The 23,566-nt window shown below is 70.4% G+C and carries 26 protein-coding genes; 19 read left to right on the forward strand and 7 right to left on the reverse strand.

Going from position 1 to position 23,566, the window contains the following annotated elements:
• Positions 1-20: 20 nt before the first annotated feature.
• Positions 21-947 carry a DUF389 domain-containing protein gene (locus ACIBKY_RS01190; RefSeq protein WP_397093458.1) on the reverse strand — a complete coding sequence of 309 codons (927 nt, stop codon included), beginning with the start codon at positions 945-947 and terminating at the stop codon, positions 21-23.
• Between the two features lie 62 nt (positions 948-1,009).
• Here ACIBKY_RS01190 and ACIBKY_RS01195 point away from each other — a divergent pair, with 62 nt between their 5' ends.
• Positions 1,010-1,156: a hypothetical protein gene (locus tag ACIBKY_RS01195; protein WP_397093460.1), complete on the forward strand. Its 147-nt coding sequence runs from the start codon at positions 1,010-1,012 to the stop codon at positions 1,154-1,156.
• Here the strand turns inward: ACIBKY_RS01195 and coaA are convergent.
• Positions 1,128-2,030, reverse strand: coding sequence for a type I pantothenate kinase (gene coaA, locus ACIBKY_RS01200; protein WP_397095423.1), 903 nt, complete (start codon positions 2,028-2,030; stop codon positions 1,128-1,130). The two genes, ACIBKY_RS01195 and coaA, sit on opposite strands and share 29 nt — an antisense overlap.
• 212 nt (positions 2,031-2,242) lie before the next feature.
• Between coaA and ACIBKY_RS01205 the strand changes: the two genes are divergently transcribed.
• From ACIBKY_RS01205 to tsaD, 13 genes are all read left to right on the forward strand, one after another.
• Entirely contained in the window at positions 2,243-3,652 is a 1,410-nt protein-coding gene (locus ACIBKY_RS01205) for an alkaline phosphatase PhoX (RefSeq protein ID WP_397093462.1), read from the forward strand.
• An 85-nt stretch (positions 3,653-3,737) separates the two neighbouring features.
• Positions 3,738-4,463: a TetR/AcrR family transcriptional regulator gene (locus tag ACIBKY_RS01210; RefSeq protein ID WP_397093464.1), complete on the forward strand. Its 726-nt coding sequence runs from the start codon at positions 3,738-3,740 to the stop codon at positions 4,461-4,463.
• 9 nt (positions 4,464-4,472) lie between these two features.
• Positions 4,473-4,826: a holo-ACP synthase gene (locus tag ACIBKY_RS01215; protein ID WP_397093465.1), complete on the forward strand. Its 354-nt coding sequence runs from the start codon at positions 4,473-4,475 to the stop codon at positions 4,824-4,826.
• 9 nt (positions 4,827-4,835) lie between these two features.
• Positions 4,836-6,284: an NAD(P)H-hydrate dehydratase gene (locus ACIBKY_RS01220; RefSeq protein ID WP_397093467.1), complete on the forward strand. Its 1,449-nt coding sequence runs from the start codon at positions 4,836-4,838 to the stop codon at positions 6,282-6,284.
• 63 nt (positions 6,285-6,347) lie between these two features.
• Positions 6,348-7,472, forward strand: a complete 1,125-nt coding sequence (alr, locus tag ACIBKY_RS01225) for an alanine racemase (protein WP_397093469.1) — start codon at positions 6,348-6,350, stop codon at positions 7,470-7,472.
• Positions 7,469-8,512, forward strand: coding sequence for an alpha/beta fold hydrolase (locus ACIBKY_RS01230; protein ID WP_397093471.1), 1,044 nt, complete (start codon positions 7,469-7,471; stop codon positions 8,510-8,512). Before alr ends, ACIBKY_RS01230 begins: the two co-directional genes overlap by 4 nt.
• Entirely contained in the window at positions 8,512-8,973 is a 462-nt protein-coding gene (tsaE, locus tag ACIBKY_RS01235; RefSeq protein WP_397093473.1) for a tRNA (adenosine(37)-N6)-threonylcarbamoyltransferase complex ATPase subunit type 1 TsaE, read from the forward strand. Before ACIBKY_RS01230 ends, tsaE begins: the two co-directional genes overlap by 1 nt.
• Before the next feature lie 207 nt (positions 8,974-9,180).
• Positions 9,181-9,819, forward strand: coding sequence for a hypothetical protein (locus ACIBKY_RS01240; RefSeq protein WP_397093475.1), 639 nt, complete (start codon positions 9,181-9,183; stop codon positions 9,817-9,819).
• A gap of 2 nt (positions 9,820-9,821) precedes the next feature.
• Entirely contained in the window at positions 9,822-10,349 is a 528-nt protein-coding gene (locus ACIBKY_RS01245) for a class F sortase (RefSeq protein WP_379614457.1), read from the forward strand.
• A complete protein-coding gene (locus ACIBKY_RS01250; RefSeq protein ID WP_397093477.1) occupies positions 10,333-11,259 on the forward strand; it encodes a phosphotransferase family protein in 927 nt (308 codons plus the stop codon). Before ACIBKY_RS01245 ends, ACIBKY_RS01250 begins: the two co-directional genes overlap by 17 nt.
• Positions 11,260-11,284: 25 nt before the next feature.
• Positions 11,285-11,956, forward strand: coding sequence for a tRNA (adenosine(37)-N6)-threonylcarbamoyltransferase complex dimerization subunit type 1 TsaB (gene tsaB, locus ACIBKY_RS01255; RefSeq protein WP_397093479.1), 672 nt, complete (start codon positions 11,285-11,287; stop codon positions 11,954-11,956).
• 11 nt (positions 11,957-11,967) lie between these two features.
• Positions 11,968-12,402, forward strand: coding sequence for a ribosomal protein S18-alanine N-acetyltransferase (rimI, locus tag ACIBKY_RS01260; protein ID WP_397095425.1), 435 nt, complete (start codon positions 11,968-11,970; stop codon positions 12,400-12,402).
• Complete coding sequence (gene tsaD / locus ACIBKY_RS01265; RefSeq protein WP_397093481.1) at positions 12,395-13,420, forward strand: tRNA (adenosine(37)-N6)-threonylcarbamoyltransferase complex transferase subunit TsaD; 1,026 nt, start codon at positions 12,395-12,397, stop codon at positions 13,418-13,420. Before rimI ends, tsaD begins: the two co-directional genes overlap by 8 nt.
• Positions 13,421-13,739: 319 nt before the next feature.
• On the opposite strand, the gene ACIBKY_RS01270 is transcribed toward tsaD, so the two are convergent.
• The 4 genes from ACIBKY_RS01270 to ACIBKY_RS01285 form a co-directional block, all read right to left on the reverse strand.
• Positions 13,740-15,338, reverse strand: coding sequence for a hypothetical protein (locus ACIBKY_RS01270; RefSeq protein ID WP_397093482.1), 1,599 nt, complete (start codon positions 15,336-15,338; stop codon positions 13,740-13,742).
• Positions 15,339-15,511: 173 nt separating this feature from the next.
• Positions 15,512-16,684 carry a methyltransferase domain-containing protein gene (locus tag ACIBKY_RS01275; protein ID WP_397093484.1) on the reverse strand — a complete coding sequence of 391 codons (1,173 nt, stop codon included), beginning with the start codon at positions 16,682-16,684 and terminating at the stop codon, positions 15,512-15,514.
• 24 nt (positions 16,685-16,708) lie between these two features.
• Entirely contained in the window at positions 16,709-17,326 is a 618-nt protein-coding gene (locus tag ACIBKY_RS01280) for a Uma2 family endonuclease (RefSeq protein WP_397093485.1), read from the reverse strand.
• 89 nt (positions 17,327-17,415) lie between these two features.
• Positions 17,416-17,913, reverse strand: coding sequence for a MarR family winged helix-turn-helix transcriptional regulator (locus ACIBKY_RS01285; RefSeq protein ID WP_397093487.1), 498 nt, complete (start codon positions 17,911-17,913; stop codon positions 17,416-17,418).
• A 104-nt stretch (positions 17,914-18,017) separates the two neighbouring features.
• Here ACIBKY_RS01285 and ACIBKY_RS01290 point away from each other — a divergent pair, with 104 nt between their 5' ends.
• The 5 genes from ACIBKY_RS01290 (at position 18,018) to ACIBKY_RS01310 (ending at position 22,962) form a co-directional block, all read left to right on the forward strand.
• Entirely contained in the window at positions 18,018-18,878 is an 861-nt protein-coding gene (locus tag ACIBKY_RS01290) for an NAD-dependent epimerase/dehydratase family protein (RefSeq protein ID WP_397093488.1), read from the forward strand.
• 158 nt (positions 18,879-19,036) lie between these two features.
• Complete coding sequence (gene groES / locus ACIBKY_RS01295; protein WP_197093639.1) at positions 19,037-19,351, forward strand: co-chaperone GroES; 315 nt, start codon at positions 19,037-19,039, stop codon at positions 19,349-19,351.
• 81 nt (positions 19,352-19,432) lie between these two features.
• Positions 19,433-21,052 carry a chaperonin GroEL gene (gene groL / locus ACIBKY_RS01300; protein ID WP_397093490.1) on the forward strand — a complete coding sequence of 540 codons (1,620 nt, stop codon included), beginning with the start codon at positions 19,433-19,435 and terminating at the stop codon, positions 21,050-21,052.
• A gap of 834 nt (positions 21,053-21,886) precedes the next feature.
• On the forward strand, positions 21,887-22,522 hold the full coding sequence (locus tag ACIBKY_RS01305) for a sigma-70 family RNA polymerase sigma factor (RefSeq protein ID WP_184958018.1): 636 nt from the start codon (positions 21,887-21,889) through the stop codon (positions 22,520-22,522).
• Complete coding sequence (locus tag ACIBKY_RS01310) at positions 22,519-22,962, forward strand: hypothetical protein (protein WP_397093492.1); 444 nt, start codon at positions 22,519-22,521, stop codon at positions 22,960-22,962. Before ACIBKY_RS01305 ends, ACIBKY_RS01310 begins: the two co-directional genes overlap by 4 nt.
• On the opposite strand, the gene ACIBKY_RS01315 is transcribed toward ACIBKY_RS01310, so the two are convergent.
• Positions 22,923-23,300, reverse strand: coding sequence for a DUF5319 domain-containing protein (locus ACIBKY_RS01315; RefSeq protein ID WP_379614437.1), 378 nt, complete (start codon positions 23,298-23,300; stop codon positions 22,923-22,925). The genes ACIBKY_RS01310 and ACIBKY_RS01315 overlap by 40 nt on opposite strands.
• Positions 23,301-23,566: the final 266 nt, after the last annotated feature.

Consider the following 23,566-nt stretch of genomic DNA (forward strand, 5'->3'; position numbering starts at 1 on the left):
TGGCCGTCAGGTGGCCTCCTTCATGGGGAGGAGGGGCGTCCTACTTGAGGCCAGACTCTGCGCTGGATCAGGAGGGTGACGGTCCCGGCGAGCACCATGCCGAAGATGTTCACCGCGAGTTGCCAGACCGGCCCCGCAACCTCCGCCCAGTCACCCACCGCGAGCGCCACGGCCAGGTAGCCGGCGGCGGGCACGGTGGTGACCGAGATGAAGACGCCGATCAGCGCCGAGGACTTGCCCGAGGTGATCGACAGTACGCCCGCGACGCCGGCCAGCAGCGCGACGATGAACGACCAGCGGTCCGGCTTCACGATGAACTTCACCTCGTCGTTGATGTCGAGGTTCGTGCCGTCGATCCAGCCGAGCCAATGGGAGACCAGCGCGCAGGCGAAGGTGATCGCGATCGCGATGGTGAAGCCGATGAACAACGTACGCAGCGCCTCGATCACGAGGCGCCAGCGGCGGCGCAGGAGCCCGAAGCAGATCGCCGCGACCGCGCCGAACTCCGGCCCGAGCACCATCGCGCCGACGATGAGGATGGGCGAGTTCTGCAGGGCGCCGATGCCCGCGAGCTGCGTGGCGATGGCCAGGAAGGCCAGGTACGCCCAGGTGATGCGGGAGTCGTTGTGCACCCGGTGGGCCAGTTCCTCCCACACCACGGCGTCGTCGGGGTCGCCCGGCGCCTCCTCGACCGCCTCCTCGGCGACCCTGGACAGGGCCAGGTCGATGTGCTCGATCGCGATCGACCCCTCGTCCTCCAGCCACTTGAGCCTGGACAGGGCCTCGTTGGCCGACTCCCGCGCGGTGTCGCAGAAGACGAGGTCGCCGGCGGGCTCGCGGGCGGCGCCGGGCAGCACCACGATGTTGGTGATGCCCGGACACTCCCGCAGCACTCCCAGTACCTCGTCCGTGCGGCCGGGAGGGCAGATCAATCGAAGATGTAGCACGAGGCCATTGTCGTAGATTCGACGTTGACGTTCTGTTGAACGGGTCCCTTCAGGCTGTGGCCATGTCAATACGCATCTGCCACGTCGACGGCGAGGACTGCTGGTTCGCCGACATCGACGACCAGGGCTGCCAGGGCCGCTTCGCCGTCTACGTACTGGGGGAGAGCGGGGGCGGGGATCTCACGTACGGCGCAGCCGTATCCGCCTGATCGAGTGGTCGGCGCCCTTCTGCAGGACCAGGTCGGCGCGACCGCGGGTGGGGGCGATGTTCTCCACCAGATTCCGCTCGTTGATGTCGCGCCAGACGTTGACGGCGAAGTCGGTGGCCTCTTCGTAGGAGAGTTCGGCGATGTACTTGAAGTAGGACTTGGGGTCTTCGAAGGCGGTTCTGCGCAGCTTGTGGAAGCGGTCGACGTACCAGCTCCTGATGTCCTCGACCTTCGCGTCCACGTAGATGGAGTAGTCGAAGTAGTCGTTGACCGCCAGCGAGGTCGGGGGAGCCGGCTGGAGGACGTTGAGCCCCTCGATGATCAAGATATCGGGGTTTTTCACGATCTGGTGGGCCCCGGGGACGATGTCGTACTCAAGGTGGCTGTAGACCGGGGCGCGTACCTCGCCCATGCCCGACTTCACCTCCGCCACGAACCGCACCAGCGCCCGCCGGTCGTAGCTTTCCGGGAAGCCCTTGCGGTGCATGATGCCCTTGGCTTCGAGAACCTTGTTGGGGTAGAGGAAGCTGTCGGTGGTCAGCAGCCCGACGTTGGGGTGCTCCGGCCAGCGGGCCAGCAGCGTGTGCAGCAACCGCGCCGTCGTCGACTTGCCGACCGCGACGCTTCCGGCGATCCCCAGCACGTACGGCACGCGCGGCCCCGGCTTGCCGAGAAAGGCGCTCAGCACGTTGCTGCGCTCCTGGGACCCGGTGTAGTGCAGGTTGAGCAGCCGGGTGAGGGGGAGGTAGATGTCGGTGACCTCGGCGAGGTCGATGGGGTCATCGACGCCGCGAAGGGCTTCCAGCTCGTCTGCGGTGAGAGTCAAGGGCGTGTTTTTGCGGAGATCGCTCCACTGCTCCCTGCTCAGTTCCACGTAGCCGTTGTTCACGTTGGCAGCGTAGCGACGGCGTACAAACCGGGTCCCCGGGGGTGCCCCGCGAACCTCTCCACAGCCTGTGGACAAAACACGGGGATTACCGGCGCTTGGCGCGGGGAATGATGTACTGCCTTGGCGAGGTCTGACATAGGCCACGATCTTCCGCGCACCTTAACATCCGGTGAACAACGTCACGGAAGGTCAGCACCATGGATCGACGTCGCTTCATCACCGGAGCGGGAGCCGTCGCGGCGGGTGTCGCCGGGCCGTTCGCCGGGGTCGCGGAGGCCGGAGCAAGGGGCGGCGTGCGGCCCGTGACCGGGTACGGCCCGCTCGGACCGGTGCCCGACGCCCGGGACGGCCGCACCAGGCTCTTCCTGCCGGACGGCTTCCGCTACCGCTCGTTCAACGCGGCGGGCGAGACCTTCCCCGACGGCAGCCGGGTGCCGGGCAGGCACGATGGCATGGCCGCCTTCCGCGGCCCGCGCGGCAGCACGATCCTGGTCCGCAACCACGAGGTCAACGGGCCCGTCGGCGCGTTCGGCGATCCGGCCGGGGCCTACGATCCTGCAGCCGGCGGCGGCACCGCGACCCTGCGGGTGACCCCGTACGGGGAGGTGCTGGCCGGCGGGCCTTCGCTCAACGGCACGATGATGAACTGCTCGGGTGGCCCGATGCCGTGGGGCGCCTGGGTGACCTGCGAGGAGACCGTCAACGGCCCCGACGTGGGCGATGACTTCTCCGGCGGCGACAACTCCAAGCTCACCCAGAAGCACGGGTACGTGTTCGAGGTGCCGATCACCGGTGTCGCGCGGCCCGTGCCGATCCGGTCGGCGGGGCGCTTCGCGCACGAGTCCGCGGCCTTCGACCCGGTCAGCGGGGCCCTGTACCTCACCGAGGACAACTTCGGCTTCCCGTCCGGGTTCTACCGCTACCTTCCGCCGAAGCATCCGCTCAGGGCCGGGCGCATCCTGGACGGCGGGCGGCTGGAGATGCTGGCCGTACGGGATGAGGACGGGAAGGATCTGTCGGCGGGTCAGCCCGCGGGCGCCGTCTACCGGACCCGGTGGGTGGAGATCGCCGAGCCCGACCCGGAGTTCACCGGCAGGCCGGCCAACGACACGGCGGTGCGGGCGGTGAGCCGGCAGGGGCTCGACCAGGGCGCGGCGATCTTCTCCAGGCTGGAGGGCGCCGTCCACCACCACGGCACCGTCTACTTCGTCTCCACCCAGGGCGGCGCCACCGGCGACACGCCGCCGTCCGGGTTCGGGAAGGGCCGCGGCCAGGTCTGGGCCTACGAGACGTGGAGCGGGCGGCTCAAGCTCGCCTACGAGTCGCCGGGCTCGACCGTCCTGGACCTGCCCGACAACGTCACCGTCAGCCCGCGCGGCACGCTGGTGCTGTGCGAGGACGGCGGCGGCGACAACTTCCTGCGCGGCCTGACCAGGCGCGGTGAGATCTTCGACTTCGCCCGGCTGGCCCCCGTGGACGGCGACCCGGGTGCGGAGTTCGCCGGTTCGACCTTCGGCCCCGGCGGGCGGACCCTCTACGTCAACATCCAGTCGAACCAGGGCGTGTCGTTCGCCATCTGGGGACCCTGGCATCGGGGCGGCTTCTGACGTGAACGACGTGCGCGGGCATCCGGAATGTTCGCAAATCGCGTACGTCGTGCGCTATGCTGGCGGCACGTGAGAGGAGCTTCGCATGCCCGCCCAGAAGCAGCCCATTCCCTCGGTGTGGACCCGCCCGCGCCGCCAGCAGCAGCAACCCGCCCTCAGCCGTGAGCGCATCGTCGCCGAGGCCGTGAAGCTCCTCGACGAAGAGGGCATGGACAACCTCAGCATGCGCACGCTCGGCACCCGGCTCAACGCGGGCGCCACCTCTCTGTACCGCCACGTCGCCAACAAGGACGAGCTCATCGAGCTCGTCGTCGACGAGGTGTACGGCGAGCTGCGCGTGCCCGAGGCGGAAGGCGACTGGCGGGCGGCGGCGACCGAGTGCGCCGGCAGCCTGCGCTCGATGATCCTGCGCCACCCGTGGGTGGCCTCGGTCCTGGGCCAGGTCGGCCTGGCCGAGCTCGGCCCCAACCTGATGCGCCAGACCGACCGCATGCTGGCCATCTTCACCCTGGCCGGATTCGAGCTCGACGAGGCCAGCCAGGCCATGAGCACGCTCATCTCCTACGTCATCGGGATGTCGACCTCAGAGGCGGCGCTGCTGTCGATGCTGGCCAGGCTCGGCCAGACCGAGGAAGAACTGGAGGCCCAGATCCGCGCCGCGGCCGCGGAGACCAACCGGGAGCTGCCCCGGCTCCAGGCGCTGGACGAGCACATCCTGAAGAGCGGCGGCGGCCCCGCGGCGATGCGCGACCGGGACTTCCGCTACGGCGTGGACCGCATCCTCGACGGCCTCGCGACCCGCCTGCCCTAGCCTGGGGACATGATCCTGGGCATCGGGGTGGACGTGGTCGACGTCAAGCGGTTCGCGGCGGCCTTGGAGCGCACCCCGGGGCTGCGCGGCAGGCTGTTCACCGAGGACGAGCAGAAGGGCCGGGCCGTCCACTCCCTGGCCGCGCGCTTCGCCGCCAAGGAGGCCGTCGCCAAGGCGCTCGGCGCGCCACCCGGCCTCGGCCACCTGGAGGCCGAGGTCGTCTGCGACGAGAACGGCCGGCCCGAGCTCCGCGTGCGCGGCAAGGCCGCCGACGTCGCCTACGGCCTGGGCGTCAAGCGCTGGCACCTCTCGCTCTCACACGACGCGGGTGTGGCGATGGCCTACGTGATCGCGGAGGGATAGCTTCTGATCATGCTTACCGCCTACACCGCCGATCAGATCAGGGCCGCCGAGCAGGCGCTCATGGCGCGCCTGCCCGAGGGGACGCTGATGGAGCGCGCCGCCGCCGGGCTGGCCGCCTGCTGCGCCGCGATGCTCGGGGGCGTCTACGGGGCGCGGGTGGTCCTTCTCGTCGGCAGCGGCGACAACGGCGGCGACGCCCTCTACGCCGGCGTACGGCTGGCGCGGCGCGGCGCCCGGGTCGAGGCGGTCCTGGCGGGCAGCAGGGTGCACGAGGCCGGACTGGCGGCCCTGCGGCGGGCCGGCGGGCGGGTGCGCGGCATCGAGGCCGTGGACCGGGCGGACCTGGTCGTCGACGGGCTGGTCGGGATCGGGGTGGCGGGGGCGCTGCGGGAGCCGTACGCGCGGGCCGTGGCGCGGGTGAACCAGGGGCCGGGGCTCGTGGTCGCCGTGGACGTGCCGTCCGGGGTGGACGCGAGCACGGGCCGGGTGCCGGGGGCCGCCGTACGCGCGCACGTGACGGTGACGATGGGCGCCTGCAAGACCGGGCTGCTGATCGACCCCGGCGCCGGCCACACCGGGCGGCTGGAGCTGGTCGACATCGGGCTGGGCGCGTACCTGCCGGATCCGGACGTCGCGGCGCTCACCGACGGGGACGTCGCCGATCTGCTGCCGGAGCCGGGCGCGGAGTCCGACAAGTACCGCAGAGGCGTGGTGGGCGTGGCCGCGGGCAGCGAGGAGTACACGGGCGCCGCGGTGCTGGCCGTCGGCGGGGCGCTGCACGCCGGGGCCGGCATGGTGCGCTACGCCGGCACCGCCGCGCCCGTGGCGCAGGTGCGTTCCCGCTGGCCCGAGGCGGTCATCACCGAATTGCGTGAGCCCTCGCTCGACGGCGTCGGCCGTGTGCAGGCCTGGGTGCTCGGCCCCGGGCTCGGCACCGGCGACTTCGCCCACGAGCTGGCCAGGAGGGTGCTGGCCAGCGACGTGCCCGTGCTGGTGGACGCCGACGCGCTCACGCTGGTCTCGCGCGACGCCACGCTGCTGCGCCGCAGCGCGCCCGTGCTAATCACGCCGCACGCCGGTGAACTGGCGCGGCTGATGCGGGTCCCGCGCGAGCGCGTCGAGGCGGGCAGGCTGGAGCACGCCCGCAGGGCGGCGGCCGACCTCGGCGTGACGGTGCTGCTCAAGGGCTCCACGACGCTGGTGGCCGAGCAGGACAGGCCGGTGCGGGTCAACCGTACGGGCACCTCGCGGCTGGCCACGGGCGGCACCGGGGACGTGCTGGCCGGGGTGGCGGGGGCGCTGCTGGCCCAGGGACTGAGCTGTTATGACGCCGGGTCGTGCGGGGCGTATCTGCACGGGCTGGCGGGACGGCTGGCCGCCGACGGGGCGCCGCTGGTCACCGCCGACGTGGCCGCCGCGATTCCGGCGGCGATCAGGTCGCTGACCGAGTACGCCTAGCGCTGCGAGCGGGCTGCCGTCGAACCCCGCTCAAGCATCGAGTCCAGCTGACACACTGGAAAGATGACATCTCCGGCCGAGGCCCGCATCGATCTGTCCGCCATCAGGCACAACGTCGCCGTGCTCACCGAGCACGCCGACGGCGCCGCGTTGATGGGCGTGGTCAAGGCGGACGCCTACGGGCACGGGCTGGTGCGGGTGTCGCGGGCCCTGCTCGACGCGGGTGTGAGCCGGTTGGGCACCGCCACGCTGAGCGAGGGGCTGGCGCTGCGGGCCGCGGGGATCACCGCTCCGGTCACCTCGTGGCTGCTGACGCGGGGCGGGCCGTACGAGGAGGCGCTGCGCGCCGACGTGGAGCTGTCGGCGGCGGAGACGGGGCTGCTGGGGGAGATCGCCGCCGCGGCGCGCGCCACCGGCGTCACCGCGAAGGTGCACCTGGAGGCCGACACGGGCATGAGCAGGGGCGGCGCGCCACTCGCCGCCTGGCCCGAGCTGCTCGCCGCCGCGGCGGCGCTGCGGGCCGAGGGCGCCGTCGAGGTCGTGGGCCTGTGGTCCCACTTCGCCTGTGCCGACATCCCCGGTCACCCGTCGATCGAGGCGCAGCTCGACGCCTTCGACCAGGCGCTCAAGATGGCCGACCAGGCCGGTCTCAGCGGGTCCCACGTGATCAGGCACATCGCCAACTCCGCCGCGCTGGTCAACGTGCCGCGCGCCCGCTTCGATCTGGTACGGCCGGGCATCGCCCTCTACGGCCTGAGCCCGATCCCCGAGCTGGGTGATTTCGGTCTGCGCCAGGCGATGACCCTGGTGGCCAGGCTCGCCCTGGCCAAGCGCATGCCGGAGAGTTCCGGAGTGTCCTATGGGCACCTTTATGTCACAGATCGCGAGACAACGCTTGGCCTGGTTCCCCTCGGGTACGCCGACGGGATCCTCAGACACGCGACGGGGCGGGTCGAGGTGCTGGCAGGAGGCCGCCGCAGGGCGATCGCCGGCCGGGTGTGCATGGATCAGTTCATGATCGACGTCGATGACGACGTCATCGCCGCAGGGGACGAGGTCGTCCTGTTCGGTCCTGGCAAGGACGGCGAGGCCACCTTGCAGGAATGGGCGGATAACCTCGGCACGATCACGCATGAGATCGTGACGAAGATCGGCGCACGCGTGCCGAGAGTTTATGAGGGGACATGACGACGACAACACGGCGGAAGGTTGGGATCGCCGGCGCGATCGTCGGCGCCGCTTCGGCGGGCGTCGCGGGGCTGGCCCTGGCCAAGCGCCTGGCGGTGGGCCGGATCAGGCTGCGCCCCGACTCCGAGGCCAGCGAGCCCTTCGGCGAGCTGCGCGGCAGGGAGCGCACCCACACCACCTCCGACGGCATCGACCTGCACGTGCAGATCGACGGCCCCGACGACGCGCCGCTGACGATCGTGCTGTGCCACGGCTACTGCCTCAACCTGGAGTCCTGGCACTACCAGCGCCGCGACCTGCGCGAGGAGTACCGCCTGGTGCTGTGGGACCAGCGCTCCCACGGCCGCTCGCAGCGCGCCGCCCCCGAGGACAGCACGATCGACCGGCTCGGCGACGACCTGGCCGAGGTGCTGGAGCGCTTCGTGCCCGGCCCGTGCGTGCTGGTCGGTCACTCGATGGGCGGCATGACCATCATGGCGCTGGCCGACCGCCACCCCGAGCTGTTCGGCGACAAGATCCGCGCCGTCTCGCTGATGGCCACCAGCGCGGGAAAGCTGGCCGAGCTGACGCTGGGCCTGCCCGCGATGGTCTCCAAGGCGGTCCACAAGATCGCGCCGGGAACGATCTCCCTGCTCGGCAAGCGCGGCTCCCTGGTGGACAAGACCCGCCACGCCGGCAGCGACATCGCCTTCCTGATCACCCGCTTCGTCGGCTTCGGCGACTCCAAGAACGTCAGCCCGACCCTGGTCGACTTCGCCGAGTCGATGATCCGCGCCACCCCGACCGAGGTGTTCGCGAACTTCTACCCGGCGCTCATGGACCACGACAAGCTCTCGGCGCTGCACGTGCTCGATCCGGTGCCGACCGCGATCCTCGTGGGCGACAAGGACTGGCTCACCCCGCCCGAGCACGGCAGGGCGATGGCCGAGGCCCTGCCCAGGGCGAGCTTCACCGAGGTGCCCGACACCTCGCACCTCATCCAGCTGGAGCGCCCGGCCGTGATCAACGAGGCGCTGCGCGATCTGATCAAGGAGATCTAGTGGAAAGGCTCGCCACCGCCGAGGACATGCGCGCGTACGGCGCGCGGCTGGCCGCCCGGCTGCGCGCGGGAGACCTGCTGGTGCTGTCCGGCCCGCTGGGCGCCGGGAAGACCACGATGGTCCAGGGGATCGCCGAAGGCCTGAAGGTCCGCGGCCCGATCACCTCGCCCACGTTCGTCATCGCCCGCGTGCATCCGTCGCTGTGCGAGGGTCCGCCGCTCGTGCACGCGGACGCGTACCGGCTGGGCGGGGATCTGGAGGTCGACGACCTCGACCTGGACGCCTCGCTGGAGGAGTCGGTCACGATCGTCGAGTGGGGCGAGGGCCTGGTGGAGGGCCTGTCGGAGGAACGCCTGGAGATCCACATCGACCGGGAGGGCGGCGACGACGTCCGCCTGGTCACCCTGCGCGGGGTCGGCGAGCGCTGGGCCGACACGCCGTCTGATCGCGTGGAAGAGTAAAACGCTCCTCAGGCCCCGGCAACCCTGGCACCCTTGACGAGTATCGACATTGGCGTAAATCATGATCATTGGTCATGGATTTACCTAGATTTTCTGGGTATCAGGTGGGGCGGCATCCGCAATTCTGGTGGATGCTGAGGGAAGTCGGCGGAGTGGGGTGCGGCCGTGCTCAGGGTCAGGCAAGTCGCGTACGCAGGTGCCATCGTCATGATCGGCGTCGTCGGCTGCACAGCCGACGCCTCGACCGATCCCACGGCCACGCCAACGGCGAGCCCCACGACGACCGCGACCACCTCACCGACCACCTCACCGCAGGCCACCGCGAGCGCCACACGGGCGCCCATCGACGTCCAGCTCAACCCTGACCGCGTCACCGCGGGCGAGACGTCCAAGGTCTGGATCCTGGCCAACTGCCCGGTGCCCACCGGCGGCCCGGCGCACGTCGGCACCGCCTCATCCAACGCGTTCCTGTCCGGCGTCACGCTCAACCCGGTGCCGCCCGCCACGCCGTCGGCCAGCCCCGCCAACGCCACGGCCACCCCCGCGCCCGTCCCCTGGGTACGCGGGCAGGCGTCGGTCTCCGGCACCGTCAAACGCGGCAGCTACACCGTCGACGTCAAGTGCGACGGCACCAGCCACACCGGCAAGGCCACGCTGCGCGTGGTCAGGGCCACCGACGACACGCCCACCGGCGTGCCCACCAAGGCGCCCAGGGCGGGCGGCGGCGGCACGTTCGGCCAGGACGCCGGTGACGACTCCTCGATGCCGATCGGCCCCGTAGGCGTGATCGTCGGCCTGGCCCTGGCGGGCGGCGCCGTACTGATCCTCAAGCGCCGCCGGGCCTGAGCATGGCCCGTGCGGGACGGATCGTTCTGGCGGGCGCGATCACCGGCCTGGTGCTGGTGGCGTTCGGCAAGACCGTGGAGAAGAAGGCCGAGGCCGTCGTCCCGGAGAGCATCGGCATCCCCTCGATCGACGTGGACGCCCCGCTGATGAAGCTCGGGCTGACGAAGGACGGCGAGGTCGAGCTGCCGCCGTACGAGAAGCCCAAGCTGGCCGGCTGGTACGAGAAGAGCGCCGTCCCGGGGGAGAAGGGCGCCTCCGTCATCGTCGGCCACGTGGACACCAAGACCGCGCCGGCCGTCTTCTACAAGCTGCGGCACCTGCGCAAGGGCCAGCTCGTCCGCGTGGAGCGCAGCGACGGCAAAACCGTGGAGTACAAGGTCGACTCGGTCGAGCAGGTGCACAAGAACGACTTCCCGGCCAAGCGCGTCTACGTTGAGGACGGGCTCAAGCTGGTCACCTGCGGCGGAAAATTCGATTACGCCAAGGGCGAGTACGACGATAACGTCATCGTCTATGCCTCCCCCGCCTGATGCCTCCGGAGTAAGAGTTCCCTGGTCGGACGTGGCCGAGCCGGTGCGCGCCCGCGTGGAGGACCTGCTCGGCGGGCGTGTGGCGGAGGCCGTCACCCAGACCGGCGGGTTCTCGCCCGCCACCGCCGCGCGGCTGCTGCTCGACACCGGCCGCCGCGCCTTCGTCAAGGCGGTCGGCCCCGGCGTCAACGACCGGGCCACCGCCCTCTACCGCGACGAGGCCCGCGTGGCCGCCGCGCTGCCGGCCGGCGTCCCCGCCCCGCGCATGCTCACCTCCTTCGAGCAGGACGGCTGGGTGGTGCTGCTCTTCGAGGACGTCGACGGCCGCCCGCCGGCGATGCCGTGGCGGCGCGACGAGCTCGACCGCGTCCTGGCCGCCACCGGCGAACTCGCCGCCTCGCTCACCCCCTCGCCCATCGACGTGCCGCCCATCGCCGAGGTCTTCGGCCAGATGTTCCGCGGCTGGCGGCTGCTCGGCCTCGGCGAGGATCACGACGGGCTCGACCCGTGGATCACGCGCAATCTCGTTGCCCTGGCCGAGCTGGAGTCCGGCTGGGAGCGCGCCGCCGCCGGCGACACGCTCGTCCACGCCGACCTGCGCGCCGACAACGTCCTGCTCACCGACGAACGCGTCTACGTCGTCGACTGGCCCTACGCCTGCCTGGGCGCCCCCTGGTTCGACCGGCTGGCCATGCTGCCGTCCGTCGCCATGCAGGGCGGCCCCCGTCCCGGCGAGCTGCTCGCCGACCCCGACCCGGCCCTGACCTGCGTCATCGCCGCACTGGCCGGCTTTTTCGTACGGCAGAGCCGCCAGCCGCCGCCACCCGGCATCCCCACCGTCAGAGCCTTCCAGGCGGCGCAGGGCGAGGTCGCCGTCGACTGGCTTCGCGAACGGACAGGATGGTCATGACGCGGGCCCGGTAGGCTCATTGTTCGTGCTGGTCCTGGCTTTCGATACCGCGACACCCGCTGTCACCGCCGCTCTCCACGACGGTGACCGCGTGCTCGCCGAGTCCACCACGGTCGACGCGCGCCGCCACGGCGAGCTGCTCGTGCCCACCATCGAGAAGGTGCTGGCAGAGGCTCGGGTACGGCTGCGTGAAGTGACCGCCATCGTCGCCGGCACCGGCCCCGGCCCCTACACCGGGCTGCGGGTCGGGCTGATGACCGCCCAAGGGCTCGGCACCGCGCTCGGTCTCGCCGAGGTCTACGGCGTCTGCACGCTCGACGCCCTCGCCTACGGCACCCGCCGGGACGAGCCCTTCCTCGTGGTGACCGACGCGCGGCGCAAGGAACTGTTCTGGGCCCGCTACGACGACGCGCGCACGCGGGCCGAGGGGCCGTTCGTGGACAGGCCGGCCGACATTCCGCGCGACGGGCTGCCGGTCGCCGGGGCCGACCTCTATCCCGAGGTGCTGGGGGCGGCGGTGGCGCCGCCGTACCCCTTGGCGGGGTTTCTGGCCGCGCTGGCGGCCGAGCGCATCGCGGCGGGGCAGCCGCTCGACGAGCCGCGCCCCATCTACCTGCGGCGGCCCGACGCGGTCGAGCCCAAGGCGCCCAAGAAGGTGACCGGCAGGGAGCCCAGGCGGACCAGGGAGCGGGCGTGAGACTGCGGCAGATGACCGACGCGGACCTGCCCGCGGTCATGGCCATCGAGCGCGCGACGTTCCCGCTGGACGCGTGGAGTGAGGGGATGATGCGCGGCGAGCTGGCCGACCAGCCGCGTACCCGGCACTATGTCGTCGCGCTGCGCGACGACGGCGAGATCGTCGGCTACGCGGGGCTCGCCGCGGCCGGCGACCAGGCCGACGTGCAGACCATCGCGGTACTACAGGACCACCAGAGCCGGGGCATCGGCGGCGCGATGCTGACCGAACTGCTCGGCGAGGCGCGCCGGCGCGGGGCCAGGGAGATCTTCCTGGAGGTCAGGGCCGACAACCCGCGCGCCAAGGCGGTCTACGAACGGTTCGGTTTCGAGGAGATCGGCCTGCGCCGGCGCTACTACGACGACGGCACCGACGCGGTCATGATGAGAAGGAAGCTGGATGGCTGACAGGCACGAACCCCTGGTCCTCGGCATCGAGACCTCGTGCGACGAGACCGGGGTGGGGATCGTACGCGGGCACACGCTGCTGGCCAACACGATCGCCTCCAGCATGCACGAGCACGCCAGGTTCGGCGGCGTGGTGCCGGAGGTGGCCTCGCGGGCGCACCTGGAGGCGATGACGCCGGTCGTGGAGGGGGCGCTGGCCGAGGCGGGCCTGACGTTCTCCGACATCGACGCGATCGCGGTCACCGCCGGTCCGGGGCTGGCCGGGGCGCTGCTGGTGGGCGTGGCCGCCGCCAAGTCCTACTCGCTGGGCCTGGGCGTCCCCCTCTACGGCGTCAACCACCTGGCCGCCCACGTCGCCGTCGACCAGCTCGAACACGGGCCTCTGCCCAAACCCTGCATCGCCATGCTGGTGTCCGGCGGTCACTCGTCGCTGCTCCTGGTCCCCGACGTGGCCCAGGACGTGATCTCCCTCGGCTCCACCGTCGACGACGCCGCCGGTGAGGCCTTCGACAAGGTCGCGCGCGTCCTCGGCCTGCCCTTCCCCGGCGGACCCTACATCGACCGCGCCGCCCGCGAAGGTTCCGCCGCCGCGATCAACTTCCCCCGCGGCAAGATGGACGACGGCACCCTCGACTTCTCCTTCTCCGGCCTGAAGACCGCCGTGGCCCGCTGGGTCGAGGCCCAGGACTCGATCCACGTGCCGGACGTCGCCGCCTCCTTCCAGGAGGCCGTGGTGGACGTGCTGACCCGCAAGGCCCTTCAGGCGTGCAAGAAGTACGACGTGAAGGACCTGCTCATCGGCGGTGGCGTCGCGGCCAACTCACGGCTGCGCGCGCTGGCCCAGGAACGTTGCGACAAGGCGGGCGTACGGCTGCGCGTGCCCCGCCCCGGACTCTGCACCGACAACGGCGCCATGGTCGCCGCGCTGGGTTCTGACCTGGTGGCGGCCGGGATCACCCCGTCGGCGCTGGACATCCCCGCCGACTCGTCGATGCCCATCACAACCGTCCACGTGTAAGGCGACAGCACGCCCGCGCACCTCCGCAGTGCCCGGCGGCGTGTGCTTGCCTGGTCCCGGTGGCGGCCCCGTGTCTTGTGAGGTTCCGGGGCTTCCGGGCGTGCCGGGCCCGGGGTTTTCCGGCGCCGCGCGGTGGGGTGTTGGGCGGTGGGGTTCGGCGCCGCGCTGGACGGCGGCCAGCGCGGCGCACGGAACCCGGTCAAGGGCGGAGTTGTCACGGCGAGTACCCCGTGAGCCCTCACGACCATCGCTCGACGGACGGTCAGGAGGTATGGCGGGGCGGGTATGTGCGCTCTGCCGTAACGGCTCCAGAAGGCCCTTAGTCCTTGGAACGCGTCGGGCGGAGGAGCGCCTCGGCGAGGGCGAGCATGGTCTCCTCCAAGGCGCCGAGGCGCTTGGTGAGGTCGGTGGAGGCGTCCGTGACGGACTGGGTCAGCTCGTCGCGGTCCGGGCGGGCCTCGATCGTGGCCGAGAGTTCGGCGGAGGCGGCGGCCAGGCGTTCGTCGATGGCGTCGAAGCGCTTGACCTGCTCGGTCGTCTGCGAGTCGAGCAGCTCGCCCACCCGCTCGGCGATCGCCAGCGTCGCGGGGAGCTGGCCGACGCGCTGGTTGACCGCCTCGACCCGGTCGTCGACGCCCTCCAGCTGCTCGGTGCCGCGGGTGAGCTGGGTGTCCACGCCGTCGAAGCGGGCGACCACGTGCTCCTCGACCTCGCCGAGGCGCTCGTCGAGGGATTCGAAGGCGTTGTCGAGCTTGTTGAAGCGGCCCTCGGTACGCGTGGCGGTGTCGGAGCGGTGCTGGTCGGCGGCGGCCAGCCACTCGTCGACGATGGTGACCCGCCCGTCGAGCGTCTCGAAGCGGGCGTCGACCCGGCCGTCGAGGTCGCCGATGCGCTTGCCCATGTGGTTGTCGAGGTCGCCGATGTGGGTGTCGAGCTCGCCGACGCGCTTGTCGAGCCCGGCCACGCGGTTGTCGAGGCCGACGACGCGGTTGTCGAGCCCGACGAGGCGGTTGTCGACGCCGCCGACCCTGCCGTCGATGCCGTCGAGGCGGGTGTCGATGTCGGCCAGGCACTCGTCGGCGGTCTCGATGCGGCCATCGACGCTGTTGAGCCGGCCGTCGACGGCGATGAGGCGGCCGTCGACCCGGTCGACCCGGCTGTCGAGGCCGTCGAGGCGGCCGGACAGGCGCTCCTCCGCCGTCTCGACCCTCGCGCCGACCTGCTCGACGGCGCTCCTGAGCTCCTCGCCGACCGTGCCGATGCGGGCGGTGAGGGTGTCGGACAGGTCGGTCATGCCGCCCTCGACCCGCTCGGTGCGGGCCGTGAGCTCGCCGATGGACTTGTCGAGCCTGGTGAAACGGTTGGCCGCCGCCTCCATGCTGGAGTTGAGCTGGCCGAGTCTGCCTGCGAAGTCGCCGAGCCGCTTGGCGATGCCCTCGGTGCCGTCGAGCACCGTCTGCAGCCGCTTGAGCGCCTCATCGACGCTCTCGCCGACCGTGCCGACGTCCGCCCACAGGCTGGGCAGCTCGATGACGGGGCTGACGCGCTGGCTGACGTTCTCGACGCGGGCGTCGACGTTGCCGATCTGCTCGCCGACGGCGTCGACGTGGTCGCGTACCGCCTCCACGTGCTGGGCCAGTCCCTCGGCCCAGACCGGCGGCTTGGCGGAGATGTCGTCGAGGCGGCCGCTCACGGACTCGAGCGTGCCGCTCAGCCCGCCGAGCTCGCGCTCGCGCACCTCGCGCAGCAGCCACTCCATGCCTTCGAGCCGCTGGCGGATCTCGTCGAGTACGGCCCCTTGGGTGCGCTGCTCGTAGACGTGGTCCTGGGCGGCGCGCGCGAGTAGCTCCCGCATCCTGTCGGATATGGCGGTCTGGCCGCCTGCCTGCAAAAGGGTGGTGTGATTGGAATGATCCACCGAAAGCTCCTTCACTCGCCGACGGAGTGCCGCGCAGCGGTGGGATAGGTCCGGTATGCAATGACTGAAGGAGAACGCGGTAATCCGCTATAGGGGGGAGAACTCCCGCGCGTCCACCTTAGCCTTTGGATCAAGGTCCGTCGGGGTGACTGGAAAAGATCCTGTTTTGTCATTTATGCAGGTGGGAGCCCCAGGCAGATGAGAACAAAAGGTTGGTTCATAATCCGCGTGAGGATGATTACTCCTGACTTGTCACCGGAAAGTCTCAGGTCTCGCCGCAATCGTTCGATGTCCACGGCGGAGCCGCGCTTCTTGATGGTGACATTTCCTATTTCGCGGGCCCGGAGTGCCGCCCGCAGCCGCTTCAGCGAGAACGGCAGCGCCTCGTCCACCTCATACCTGGCCGCCCAGGGCGTGTCCACCGGCTCGTCCCCGGTGATGTAGGCGATCATCGGATCCGCCAGCCGCCCGCCCACCATCTCGGCCACCTCGCCCACCAGATGGGCACGGATCGCCGCCCCGTCGGGCTCGTAGACGTACCGGCCGAGCTCGCCCACCGCCGCCGGCGCGCCCGTGGGCGTGAGCGTCTGCCCGCCCGGCAGCAGCGTCGCCCTGCGCCCCGCCCGCCCGGGAGTCCAGAGCGCCGCCTCCTTGACCTCCCCCTTGTACGAAACCCACTCGGCCTCGGCCGCCTCCGGTATGTACTCGTACGGAATCCCCGGCGCCACCTTCAGACACGACCCCCGCGCCCGCCCGACCAGATCCATGACCACCGGCCAGGGCGGCGAGTAGGCCTGCGGATCGAACGTCCTTCCCCTGGCGGTACGGCGGGCCGGATCGGCGAACAGCGCGTCGTACTCCTCGGGGGCCACCTCCGCCGCGTCCCCCACCCGCACGCGTACCCGATCCCCGACCCCCAGCGCCTCGGCGTTGGCCCGCGCCACGGCGGCGGTGAGCGGATCGAGCTCGACCGCGTCCACCCGATGTCCGGCCCGCGCGAGCTCCAGCGCGTCCCCGCCGATGCCGCAGCAGGCGTCCACCACCCGGGCGGGCCCCTGGGTCGCCGCGGTCAGCCGCCGCGCCCGATGCGCCGCCACCTCGGCCCGGGTGGACTGCTCCAGGCCGTGCGGCGTGAAGTACATGAGCCGGGCGTCGTCCCCGAACTTCGCCACCGCCCGCGCCCTGAGCCCGGCCTGGGTGAGTGCGGCCGAGGTGAGCGCGCTGTCGTAGGTCTTCCTGAGCCGCGTGGCCGCCTTGACCGGATCGCTCCCGCTCAGCTCGACCGCCTCGTCCAGAGCTTTGCGGCCACGGGGCGTCAGCAGGCCGAGGAAGGCGTCGAGGTCCACGTCATCCGACGTTAGTGCACGCGCTCAGGTCAGCAGGTCGGCGATGTCGATGGTGATGGGGAAGGGGAGCTGGAGCTGGAGCTTGTCGCGGAAGATGCCGATGCCTGAGTAGAAGCTCGTCGCCTCGTCGAGTTCGTAGACGTGCACGACCGGCTGGCCGCGCTCTTCCTCGATGATCCAGAAGTGCCGGATCCCGGCGCCGGCGTAGATCTTCGGCTTGACGTGGATGTCGCGATGCTCGGACTCGGGGGAGACGACCTCGACGACGAGGTGTACTTCCTTGGCCTGGAAGGCAGTGCGGGCCATGTCTCTTGAGGCGTCGGCGTCGACGACGAGCACATCAGGGTCTGGACGCTGCCACCTGTCGATGCGGATGGTCATCTGCGTGCTCGGCCGCAGATGTGCGGGAGCCTGCGCTTTGAGCATGCCTCGCAGGTTGGAGATCACATACTCGTGGAAGTTGCGTTGGGGGGACATGAGGATGAGGGCTCCGTCAATGAGTTCGACGCGCTTGAAGAGGTCCAGCTCGCCGTTGGGCCCGTCCTGAGGCAGGAGATCGAGATCGTCGGACGTCCAGCCGCCGTCCGGCGGATAGGGCCAGTTCGCGAGTACGTCTCTCGTGCGGTCCATCGTGGCGGTCACATCACTCACTGTAAGGTCGGTGTCGTCGCCGTTCGTGGTCATCGAACCACATTCTGCTGCGCTTTCCTCTAGGAGAGATGTTCCCCCATTCACAGCTCCGTGTCGCCCAGGGAGACCAGGAGTTTGCGGAGGGTTTCGGCCAGGGTTTTCTGGTCGGCGGGGGTGAGGGCGGACAGGAGCCGGGCCTCGTTGGCCACGTGGAGGGCCAGGAGGTCGCCGGCCAGGCGTTCGCCCTCCTCGGTCAGCGCCACCAGGACCATGCGGCGGTTGCTTTCCAGCGGCCAGCGGCGCACCAGGCCGCGTTCCACCAGGCGGTCCATGCGGTTGGTCAGGGCGCCGGGGCTGACCAGGGCGGAGGCGGCCAGGTCCTTCATGCACATGGTGTGCTCCGGGTTGCCGCGCAGCAACGTGGCGAGCATGTCGAACTCCCACGGCTCCAGCCCGTGCTCGGCGAAGAACTCCTTGATGCCCCGCTCCAGCAGGCGCGAGGCACGCGACAGGCGGCCCACCACGCCCATCGGGCTCACGTCCACGTCGGGGCGGGCGGCGGCCCACTGGTTCGTGATCGCGTCCACTGCGTCTCGCATGGCTGCACACTATCAAAAACTTCGAGGTTGAAATGTTCGAGGGTCCGGGCTACTGTCCACCACGTCGAAAGTTTCAATGTCGAAGTGTTTGGGGTGGAAGAGCGATGAAGGTTCTGGTGCTGGGCGCGACGGGGTACATCGGCGGCGCGCTCGTCGAGGAGCTCACCGGGCGCGGTCATGAGGTCGTGGCCCTGGTACGGCCGGCCGAGGACGGGGGCAGGCGGCTGCCCGCCGTACCGGAGGAGAGGCATGGGGACCTGTCCGACGCGGCGTCGATCACCGCGGCCGTGACGCCGGACGTCGACGCGGTCGTGCACGCGGCGCAGCTCACCGGCGACGAGGCGACCGACCTCCAGGTGATCGGGGCGCTGCTCGGCGCGGGCAGGCCGGTGGTGTACGTGAGCGGCGTATGGGTCCTCGGCGCGACCGAGGACGGGCACGAGGAGAGCGCGACCGACCCGATCCCGATCGTCGGGTACCGGCCGAAGGTGGAGGATCTGGTGCTCGGCGCGGGCGGCGTGGTGGTGCGGCCGGGGCTGGTGCACGGGCGCGGCGGCGGTATCGCGGCGATGCTGCGCGGCTGGGCGGCCGAGCGCGGGCGCGGGGTGCACGTGGGCGAGGGCGGGGAAGGCTCGACGTTCGTGCACGTGGACGACCTGGCCGACCTGATCGTGACGGCGGTGGAGAAGGGGCGGCCCGGCGCGATCTACCACGGGATCGCGGAGGACCACGTGCCGCTGGCCCGGGTGGCCTCGGCCGCGGCCCGGTCGGCGGGGGTCGATGAGGGCGCGGACGTGCTGTCGTTGCCGGTGGAGGAGGCGGCGCGGGTCGTGGGTCTGCCGTTCGCCGAAGCGCTCGCGCTCAGCCAGCGTGTCAGCTCTGCGCGAACCCGTGCGGCACTCGGATGGGCCCCCAGCAGGCCGGGTATCGTCTCCGAGCTGCGGGAAGGCTCTTACGCGCGCTGAGCCGGTTCGTGTTGACTGTCAAGCCCCTCTTGCATATGTTTCGTGTTGGCACTCTCCCCTTGAGAGTGCCAACGTGCGACGAGGCAGGTCTACCACCCGCGACGGCAGGCCCCGCTGGTCGCCTCTTCTAGATCATTCAAATCTGAAGGGGAGGTCCGATCGTGACGACCGCCACTAAGGTTCCCGTTAAGCCGCTCGGCGACCGCATTGTGGTCCAGCCGCTTGAGGCCGAGCAGACCACCGCTTCCGGCCTGGTCATCCCAGACACCGCCAAGGAGAAGCCGCAAGAGGGCAAGGTCCTCGCGGTGGGCCCGGGCAACTGGGACGAGGACGGCGACAAGCGGATTCCGCTTGACGTCTCCGAGGGCGACATCGTCCTCTACAGCAAGTACGGCGGCACCGAGGTCAAGTACGGCGGCGAGGAGTACCTCGTGCTCTCCGCCCGCGACGTTCTCGCGATCATCGAGAAGTAAGCCGGTATGTGTCGGGCCCCGGACGCAGCTCTCAGCAGAGGCGACCGGGGCTTTCGACGCTAGGAGAGGACTTTCAACCAAATGGCGAAGATCCTGGAGTTCGACGAGGACGCGCGGCGCGCTCTTGAGCGCGGCGTCAACGCCCTCGCGGACGCCGTGAAGGTAACCCTCGGCCCGCGTGGCCGTAACGTCGTCATCGACAAGAAGTTCGGTGCTCCGACGATCACGAACGACGGCGTGACCATCGCTCGCGAGATCGAGCTGGAAGACCGCTACGAGAACCTCGGCGCCCAGCTCGCCAAGGAAGTGGCCACCAAGACCAACGACATCGCGGGTGACGGCACCACCACCGCGACCGTCCTGGCCCAGGCCATGGTCCGCGAAGGTCTGCGCAACGTCGCCGCCGGCGCCTCGCCGCTGTCGCTGAAGCGCGGGATCGACAAGGCCGCCAAGGCCATCAGCGACAAGCTGATCGCCAGCGCCCGCGAGGTCGGCGACAAGAAGGAGATCGCCAACGTCGCGACGATCTCCGCCCAGGACGCCAAGATCGGCGACCTCATCGCCGAGGCGTTCGACAAGGTGGGCAAGGACGGCGTCCTCACGGTCGAAGAGTCCAACGCCATGGGCATGGAGCTCGAGTTCACCGAGGGCATGCAGTTCGACAAGGGCTACCTGTCGCAGTACATGGTGACCGACCCCGAGCGCATGGAGGCCGTCCTGGAGGACGCCTACGTGCTGCTCACCCAGAGCAAGATCGCCTCCATCGCGGACTTCCTGCCGCTGCTGGAGCAGGTCGCCCAGACCAAGAAGCCGCTGTTCGTGGTCGCCGAGGACGTCGAGGGCGAGGCCCTGGCCGTCCTGGTCACCAACAAGATCCGCGGCACGTTCACCTCCGTGGCCGTCAAGGCCCCGGGCTTCGGTGACCGTCGCAAGGCGATGCTCCAGGACATGGCCATCCTCACCGGCGGCCAGGTCGTCGCCGAGGAGGTCGGGCTCAAGCTGGAGCACGTCGGTCTCGAGGTGCTCGGCACGGCCCGCCGCATCGTCGTCACCAAGGACGCCACCACCATCGTGGACGGCGCCGGCGACGCGCAGGCGATCGAGGACCGGGTCAAGGAGATCAAGCTCGCCATCGAGCAGTCCGACTCCGACTGGGACCGCGAGAAGCTGCAGGAGCGCCTGGCCAAGCTGGCCGGCGGTGTGTGCGTGCTGCGTGTCGGCGCCGCCACCGAGGTCGAGCTCAAGGAGAAGAAGCACCGTCTCGAGGACGCGATCTCTGCGACGCGCGCCGCGATCGAGGAGGGCATCGTCTCCGGCGGCGGCACCGCGCTGATCCACGTCGGCAAGGAGCTGGACGACCTCGGCCTCACCGGGGACGAGGCCACTGGCGTGGGCGTCGTCCGCCGCGCGCTGGTCGAGCCGACCCGCTGGATCGCCGAGAACGCCGGCCTTGAGGGCTACGTCGTCACCCACAAGGTGGCGGAGCTGTCCGCGGGCCACGGCCTCAACGCCGCGACCGGCGAGTACGGCAACCTGATCGACCAGGGCGTCATCGACCCCGTCAAGGTCACCCGCTCGGCGGTGCAGAATGCGGCGTCCATCGCCGGCATGCTGCTCACGACGGAGGCCCTGGTGGTCGACAAGCCCGAGGAGGAGGCTCCCGCCGCGGGCGGCGGCCACGGTCACGGCCACGGCCACTGACCGCTTCCCGGATCGCCACTGACCTCTCAAGGTCGCCAAGGCCCGTTGAGGTCGAAACGGCCCGCACCGCTCGCCAGTGCGGGCCGTTTCGCGTTCGTGCCGTCCTGTGCGCCGCTTCCCTGTGCCGTTTCCCGTCGCGTGGCGTCTTGCGCGCGGCTTCCCGTGCCGGTTCCCGTCGTGTGCCGTCCTGCGGGCCGTTTCCCTTGCGGGCCGTCTTCTGTGGGTTGTGCCCTTCCAGGGCTTGGGTCTGTTCTTGCCGGGCTGGGGTCCGTTTCGGGCGGCACGTCGTCGGTGGGGGCGGTCGTTCGGGCTGACGGCGGGTTCTCGGGGTGGGCGTCTGTGCTGGGGACGCCCCTGGCGGGGCTGGGGTGCGTTCTGCGGCCCTTCCCTTACGGCCCAGCCGCCCCACCCCCACCCGCCGCACAGGGCCGGGCTCCGTCCAGGGTGACGCTCCTCCGGTGATGCGGGGCCGGCCGCCGTTACGCGCGTATCATGCCCGACTGGGTGGTTAATGCCTGCATGCGAGCTTTTATAGGCATGAGGCGTATGTAGCGCATGGGGCCCAGTGGGCGATCTCATGCGTAGGGGTGGCGGAGAGGCGGCGGCTGGTGGATGTCCAGATGTGGAAAGTTGGGTTATTGCGGTAAACCAACCTATGGAGTAAAGCGTCTCGCGCCCGTGACAATTTTCGCGCATTTCGGGGAATCGGGTGAAATATTCCGACTCCATAGAAAGGCTTAGTGTGGTCGTCCGATTACGGGTAGTTATCGTCTCTTCAATGTGACCAATCCGTAGCCGTTCGCCATGACGACAGGCCGGACCAGGGCGGGCATCATGCCTAACGTGAGCGAGGGAAGCGTCGCCGACGCCAAAATTGGGGTAAGGCTCGCGTCGAGACTTCCGGCACGGACGGATGACTCCGACCTAAGAGAACTGACGAGCCTCGCCGTTGCGGGCGATCGTTCTGCGATCGAATCCCTGCTCGGCGAGTTGCGGCCGATGGTGGTGCGCTATTGCCGCGCCCGGCTGGGCCGGGTTTCTGGGCAATATCACATTGCGGATGACGTGGCCCAGGAGGTCTGCATCGCGGTGCTGTCCGCACTGCCGCGCTACCGGGACATGGGCCGGCCCTTCGCCTCCTTCGTCTTCGGCATCGCCTCGCACAAGGTGGCCGACGCGTTGCGGAGTTCGGTCCGCTCCGCCGTACCCACGCAGGATCTTCCTGACGGGCCCGACGAGGGCCCGGGGCCAGAAGAGACCGTGGTCCGCTACATCGAGGTCGAGCACGCGCGCAGGTTGCTGGCCCGGCTGCCCGCCAACCAGCGCGAACTCCTGCTGCTGCGGGTGGTGTCAGGACTGTCGGCCGAAGAGACCGGTAATGTACTCGGCATGTCACCAGGAGCGGTCCGCGTCGCCCAGCATCGGGCGCTGGCCAGGTTGCGGCAGATGGCCGAGCTGGAGTCGGCTTGACGCCGGAGGAACACGTGGAGGGCGCGGCCGCGTACGGCGACCGGACGCCCCCGAGCTCAACCGACCCGTCGCCCCAGGTCCCGGCCGATCCGTCATCCGGCGGCTCGGCCCGTGTGGCGGCTGACGGCACGACCGGACGTTCACCCAGGCTCTCGGACGGCCCTTCGCCCGAGGGCTTGCCGGTACACGGAGGTCCGGCGGCGGGGGCGCGGGACTTCGCGGAGCCGGCCGCCGGGGAACGGCGGTCCGTCACGGCGGTGGCCGGAGAGTGGGAACTCGGCGGGTTGACGGCCGAGGAGCAGACGGACGCGTTTCTGGATGCTCTGGCGCTCGGGTATCAGCCTGACGCGACGGATCCGGCGCTACGGCTGCTGGCGGCGTTGCGGCATGACCTCGACGATCAGCGGCGCTCTTCGGTGTCCATGACGCCGTCGACGTAGCCCCTCGCGTACTCCCAGGTCACGTAGTCGGCGGGGTCGGGGTGGAAGGCGGGCTCGTGTACCTGCGGGCGGCCCTTGTCGATCATCTGGCGGAGGTTGCCGCGGAGCAGCTCCCAGTCGAAGAAGTGCTGTTCGCCGCATTCCGGGCAGTCGAGGACCAGTCCGAGGACGCCCTGGGGCTCCAGCAGCGAGCGAAAGACCTCCACGTCGGCGAGGTCGGTGATGGCCTCGTCGCGCTCGGCCGCCGTCAGCGGCTCCGGGTCGTCGAATTCGCCCATGGCGGAGGAAGGATCGTTCGGATCGTCCGCGAACGGGTCGCGGGGGACGTCTTCCAGCACCTTTCCACCATAGTGACCTAACGCAGCCTGGGCACTAATAAGCACCGCACCGACCCCTTGTGCCGCATTCACCCCGGGACCACAGCTCCCGAAATACCGGCAAACTCCCTGCCAAAGCACTGGCCGGGCCCAGGGTCTCCCGACGCTCAGATCCGTTGGCTTCTCCGGTCCGGATGGCCCCCCGCGGGCTGATGGTCGGCTTCTCCGGTCCGGGGTGGGCCCGTCGGGTCGGCGGTTGGTTCCTCCTGGTTCGGGTCGCCCGCTCG

This window comes from Nonomuraea sp. NPDC050394, assembly GCF_044459065.1.
Classification (GTDB): Bacteria; Actinomycetota; Actinomycetes; order Streptosporangiales; family Streptosporangiaceae; genus Nonomuraea.

Excerpts from the sequence above, each read along its gene's own strand:
- alr (WP_397093469.1), top strand. The coding sequence starts at position 6,348 with ATGACATCTCCGGCCGAGGCCCGCATCGATCTGTCCGCCATCAGGCAC.
- ACIBKY_RS01305 (WP_184958018.1), top strand. The coding sequence starts at position 21,887 with ATGCCTAACGTGAGCGAGGGAAGCGTCGCCGACGCCAAAATTGGGGTA.
- ACIBKY_RS01215 (WP_397093465.1), top strand. The coding sequence starts at position 4,473 with ATGATCCTGGGCATCGGGGTGGACGTGGTCGACGTCAAGCGGTTCGCG.
- groL (WP_397093490.1), top strand. The coding sequence starts at position 19,433 with ATGGCGAAGATCCTGGAGTTCGACGAGGACGCGCGGCGCGCTCTTGAG.
- ACIBKY_RS01245 (WP_379614457.1), top strand. The coding sequence starts at position 9,822 with ATGGCCCGTGCGGGACGGATCGTTCTGGCGGGCGCGATCACCGGCCTG.
- ACIBKY_RS01285 (WP_397093487.1), bottom strand. The coding sequence starts at position 17,913 with ATGCGAGACGCAGTGGACGCGATCACGAACCAGTGGGCCGCCGCCCGC.
- rimI (WP_397095425.1), top strand. The coding sequence starts at position 11,968 with ATGACCGACGCGGACCTGCCCGCGGTCATGGCCATCGAGCGCGCGACG.
- ACIBKY_RS01195 (WP_397093460.1), top strand. The coding sequence starts at position 1,010 with ATGTCAATACGCATCTGCCACGTCGACGGCGAGGACTGCTGGTTCGCC.
- ACIBKY_RS01290 (WP_397093488.1), top strand. The coding sequence starts at position 18,018 with ATGAAGGTTCTGGTGCTGGGCGCGACGGGGTACATCGGCGGCGCGCTC.
- tsaD (WP_397093481.1), top strand. The coding sequence starts at position 12,395 with ATGGCTGACAGGCACGAACCCCTGGTCCTCGGCATCGAGACCTCGTGC.
- ACIBKY_RS01250 (WP_397093477.1), top strand. The coding sequence starts at position 10,333 with ATGCCTCCCCCGCCTGATGCCTCCGGAGTAAGAGTTCCCTGGTCGGAC.
- ACIBKY_RS01220 (WP_397093467.1), top strand. The coding sequence starts at position 4,836 with ATGCTTACCGCCTACACCGCCGATCAGATCAGGGCCGCCGAGCAGGCG.
- ACIBKY_RS01230 (WP_397093471.1), top strand. The coding sequence starts at position 7,469 with ATGACGACGACAACACGGCGGAAGGTTGGGATCGCCGGCGCGATCGTC.
- ACIBKY_RS01205 (WP_397093462.1), top strand. The coding sequence starts at position 2,243 with ATGGATCGACGTCGCTTCATCACCGGAGCGGGAGCCGTCGCGGCGGGT.
- ACIBKY_RS01210 (WP_397093464.1), top strand. The coding sequence starts at position 3,738 with ATGCCCGCCCAGAAGCAGCCCATTCCCTCGGTGTGGACCCGCCCGCGC.
- ACIBKY_RS01240 (WP_397093475.1), top strand. The coding sequence starts at position 9,181 with ATGATCGGCGTCGTCGGCTGCACAGCCGACGCCTCGACCGATCCCACG.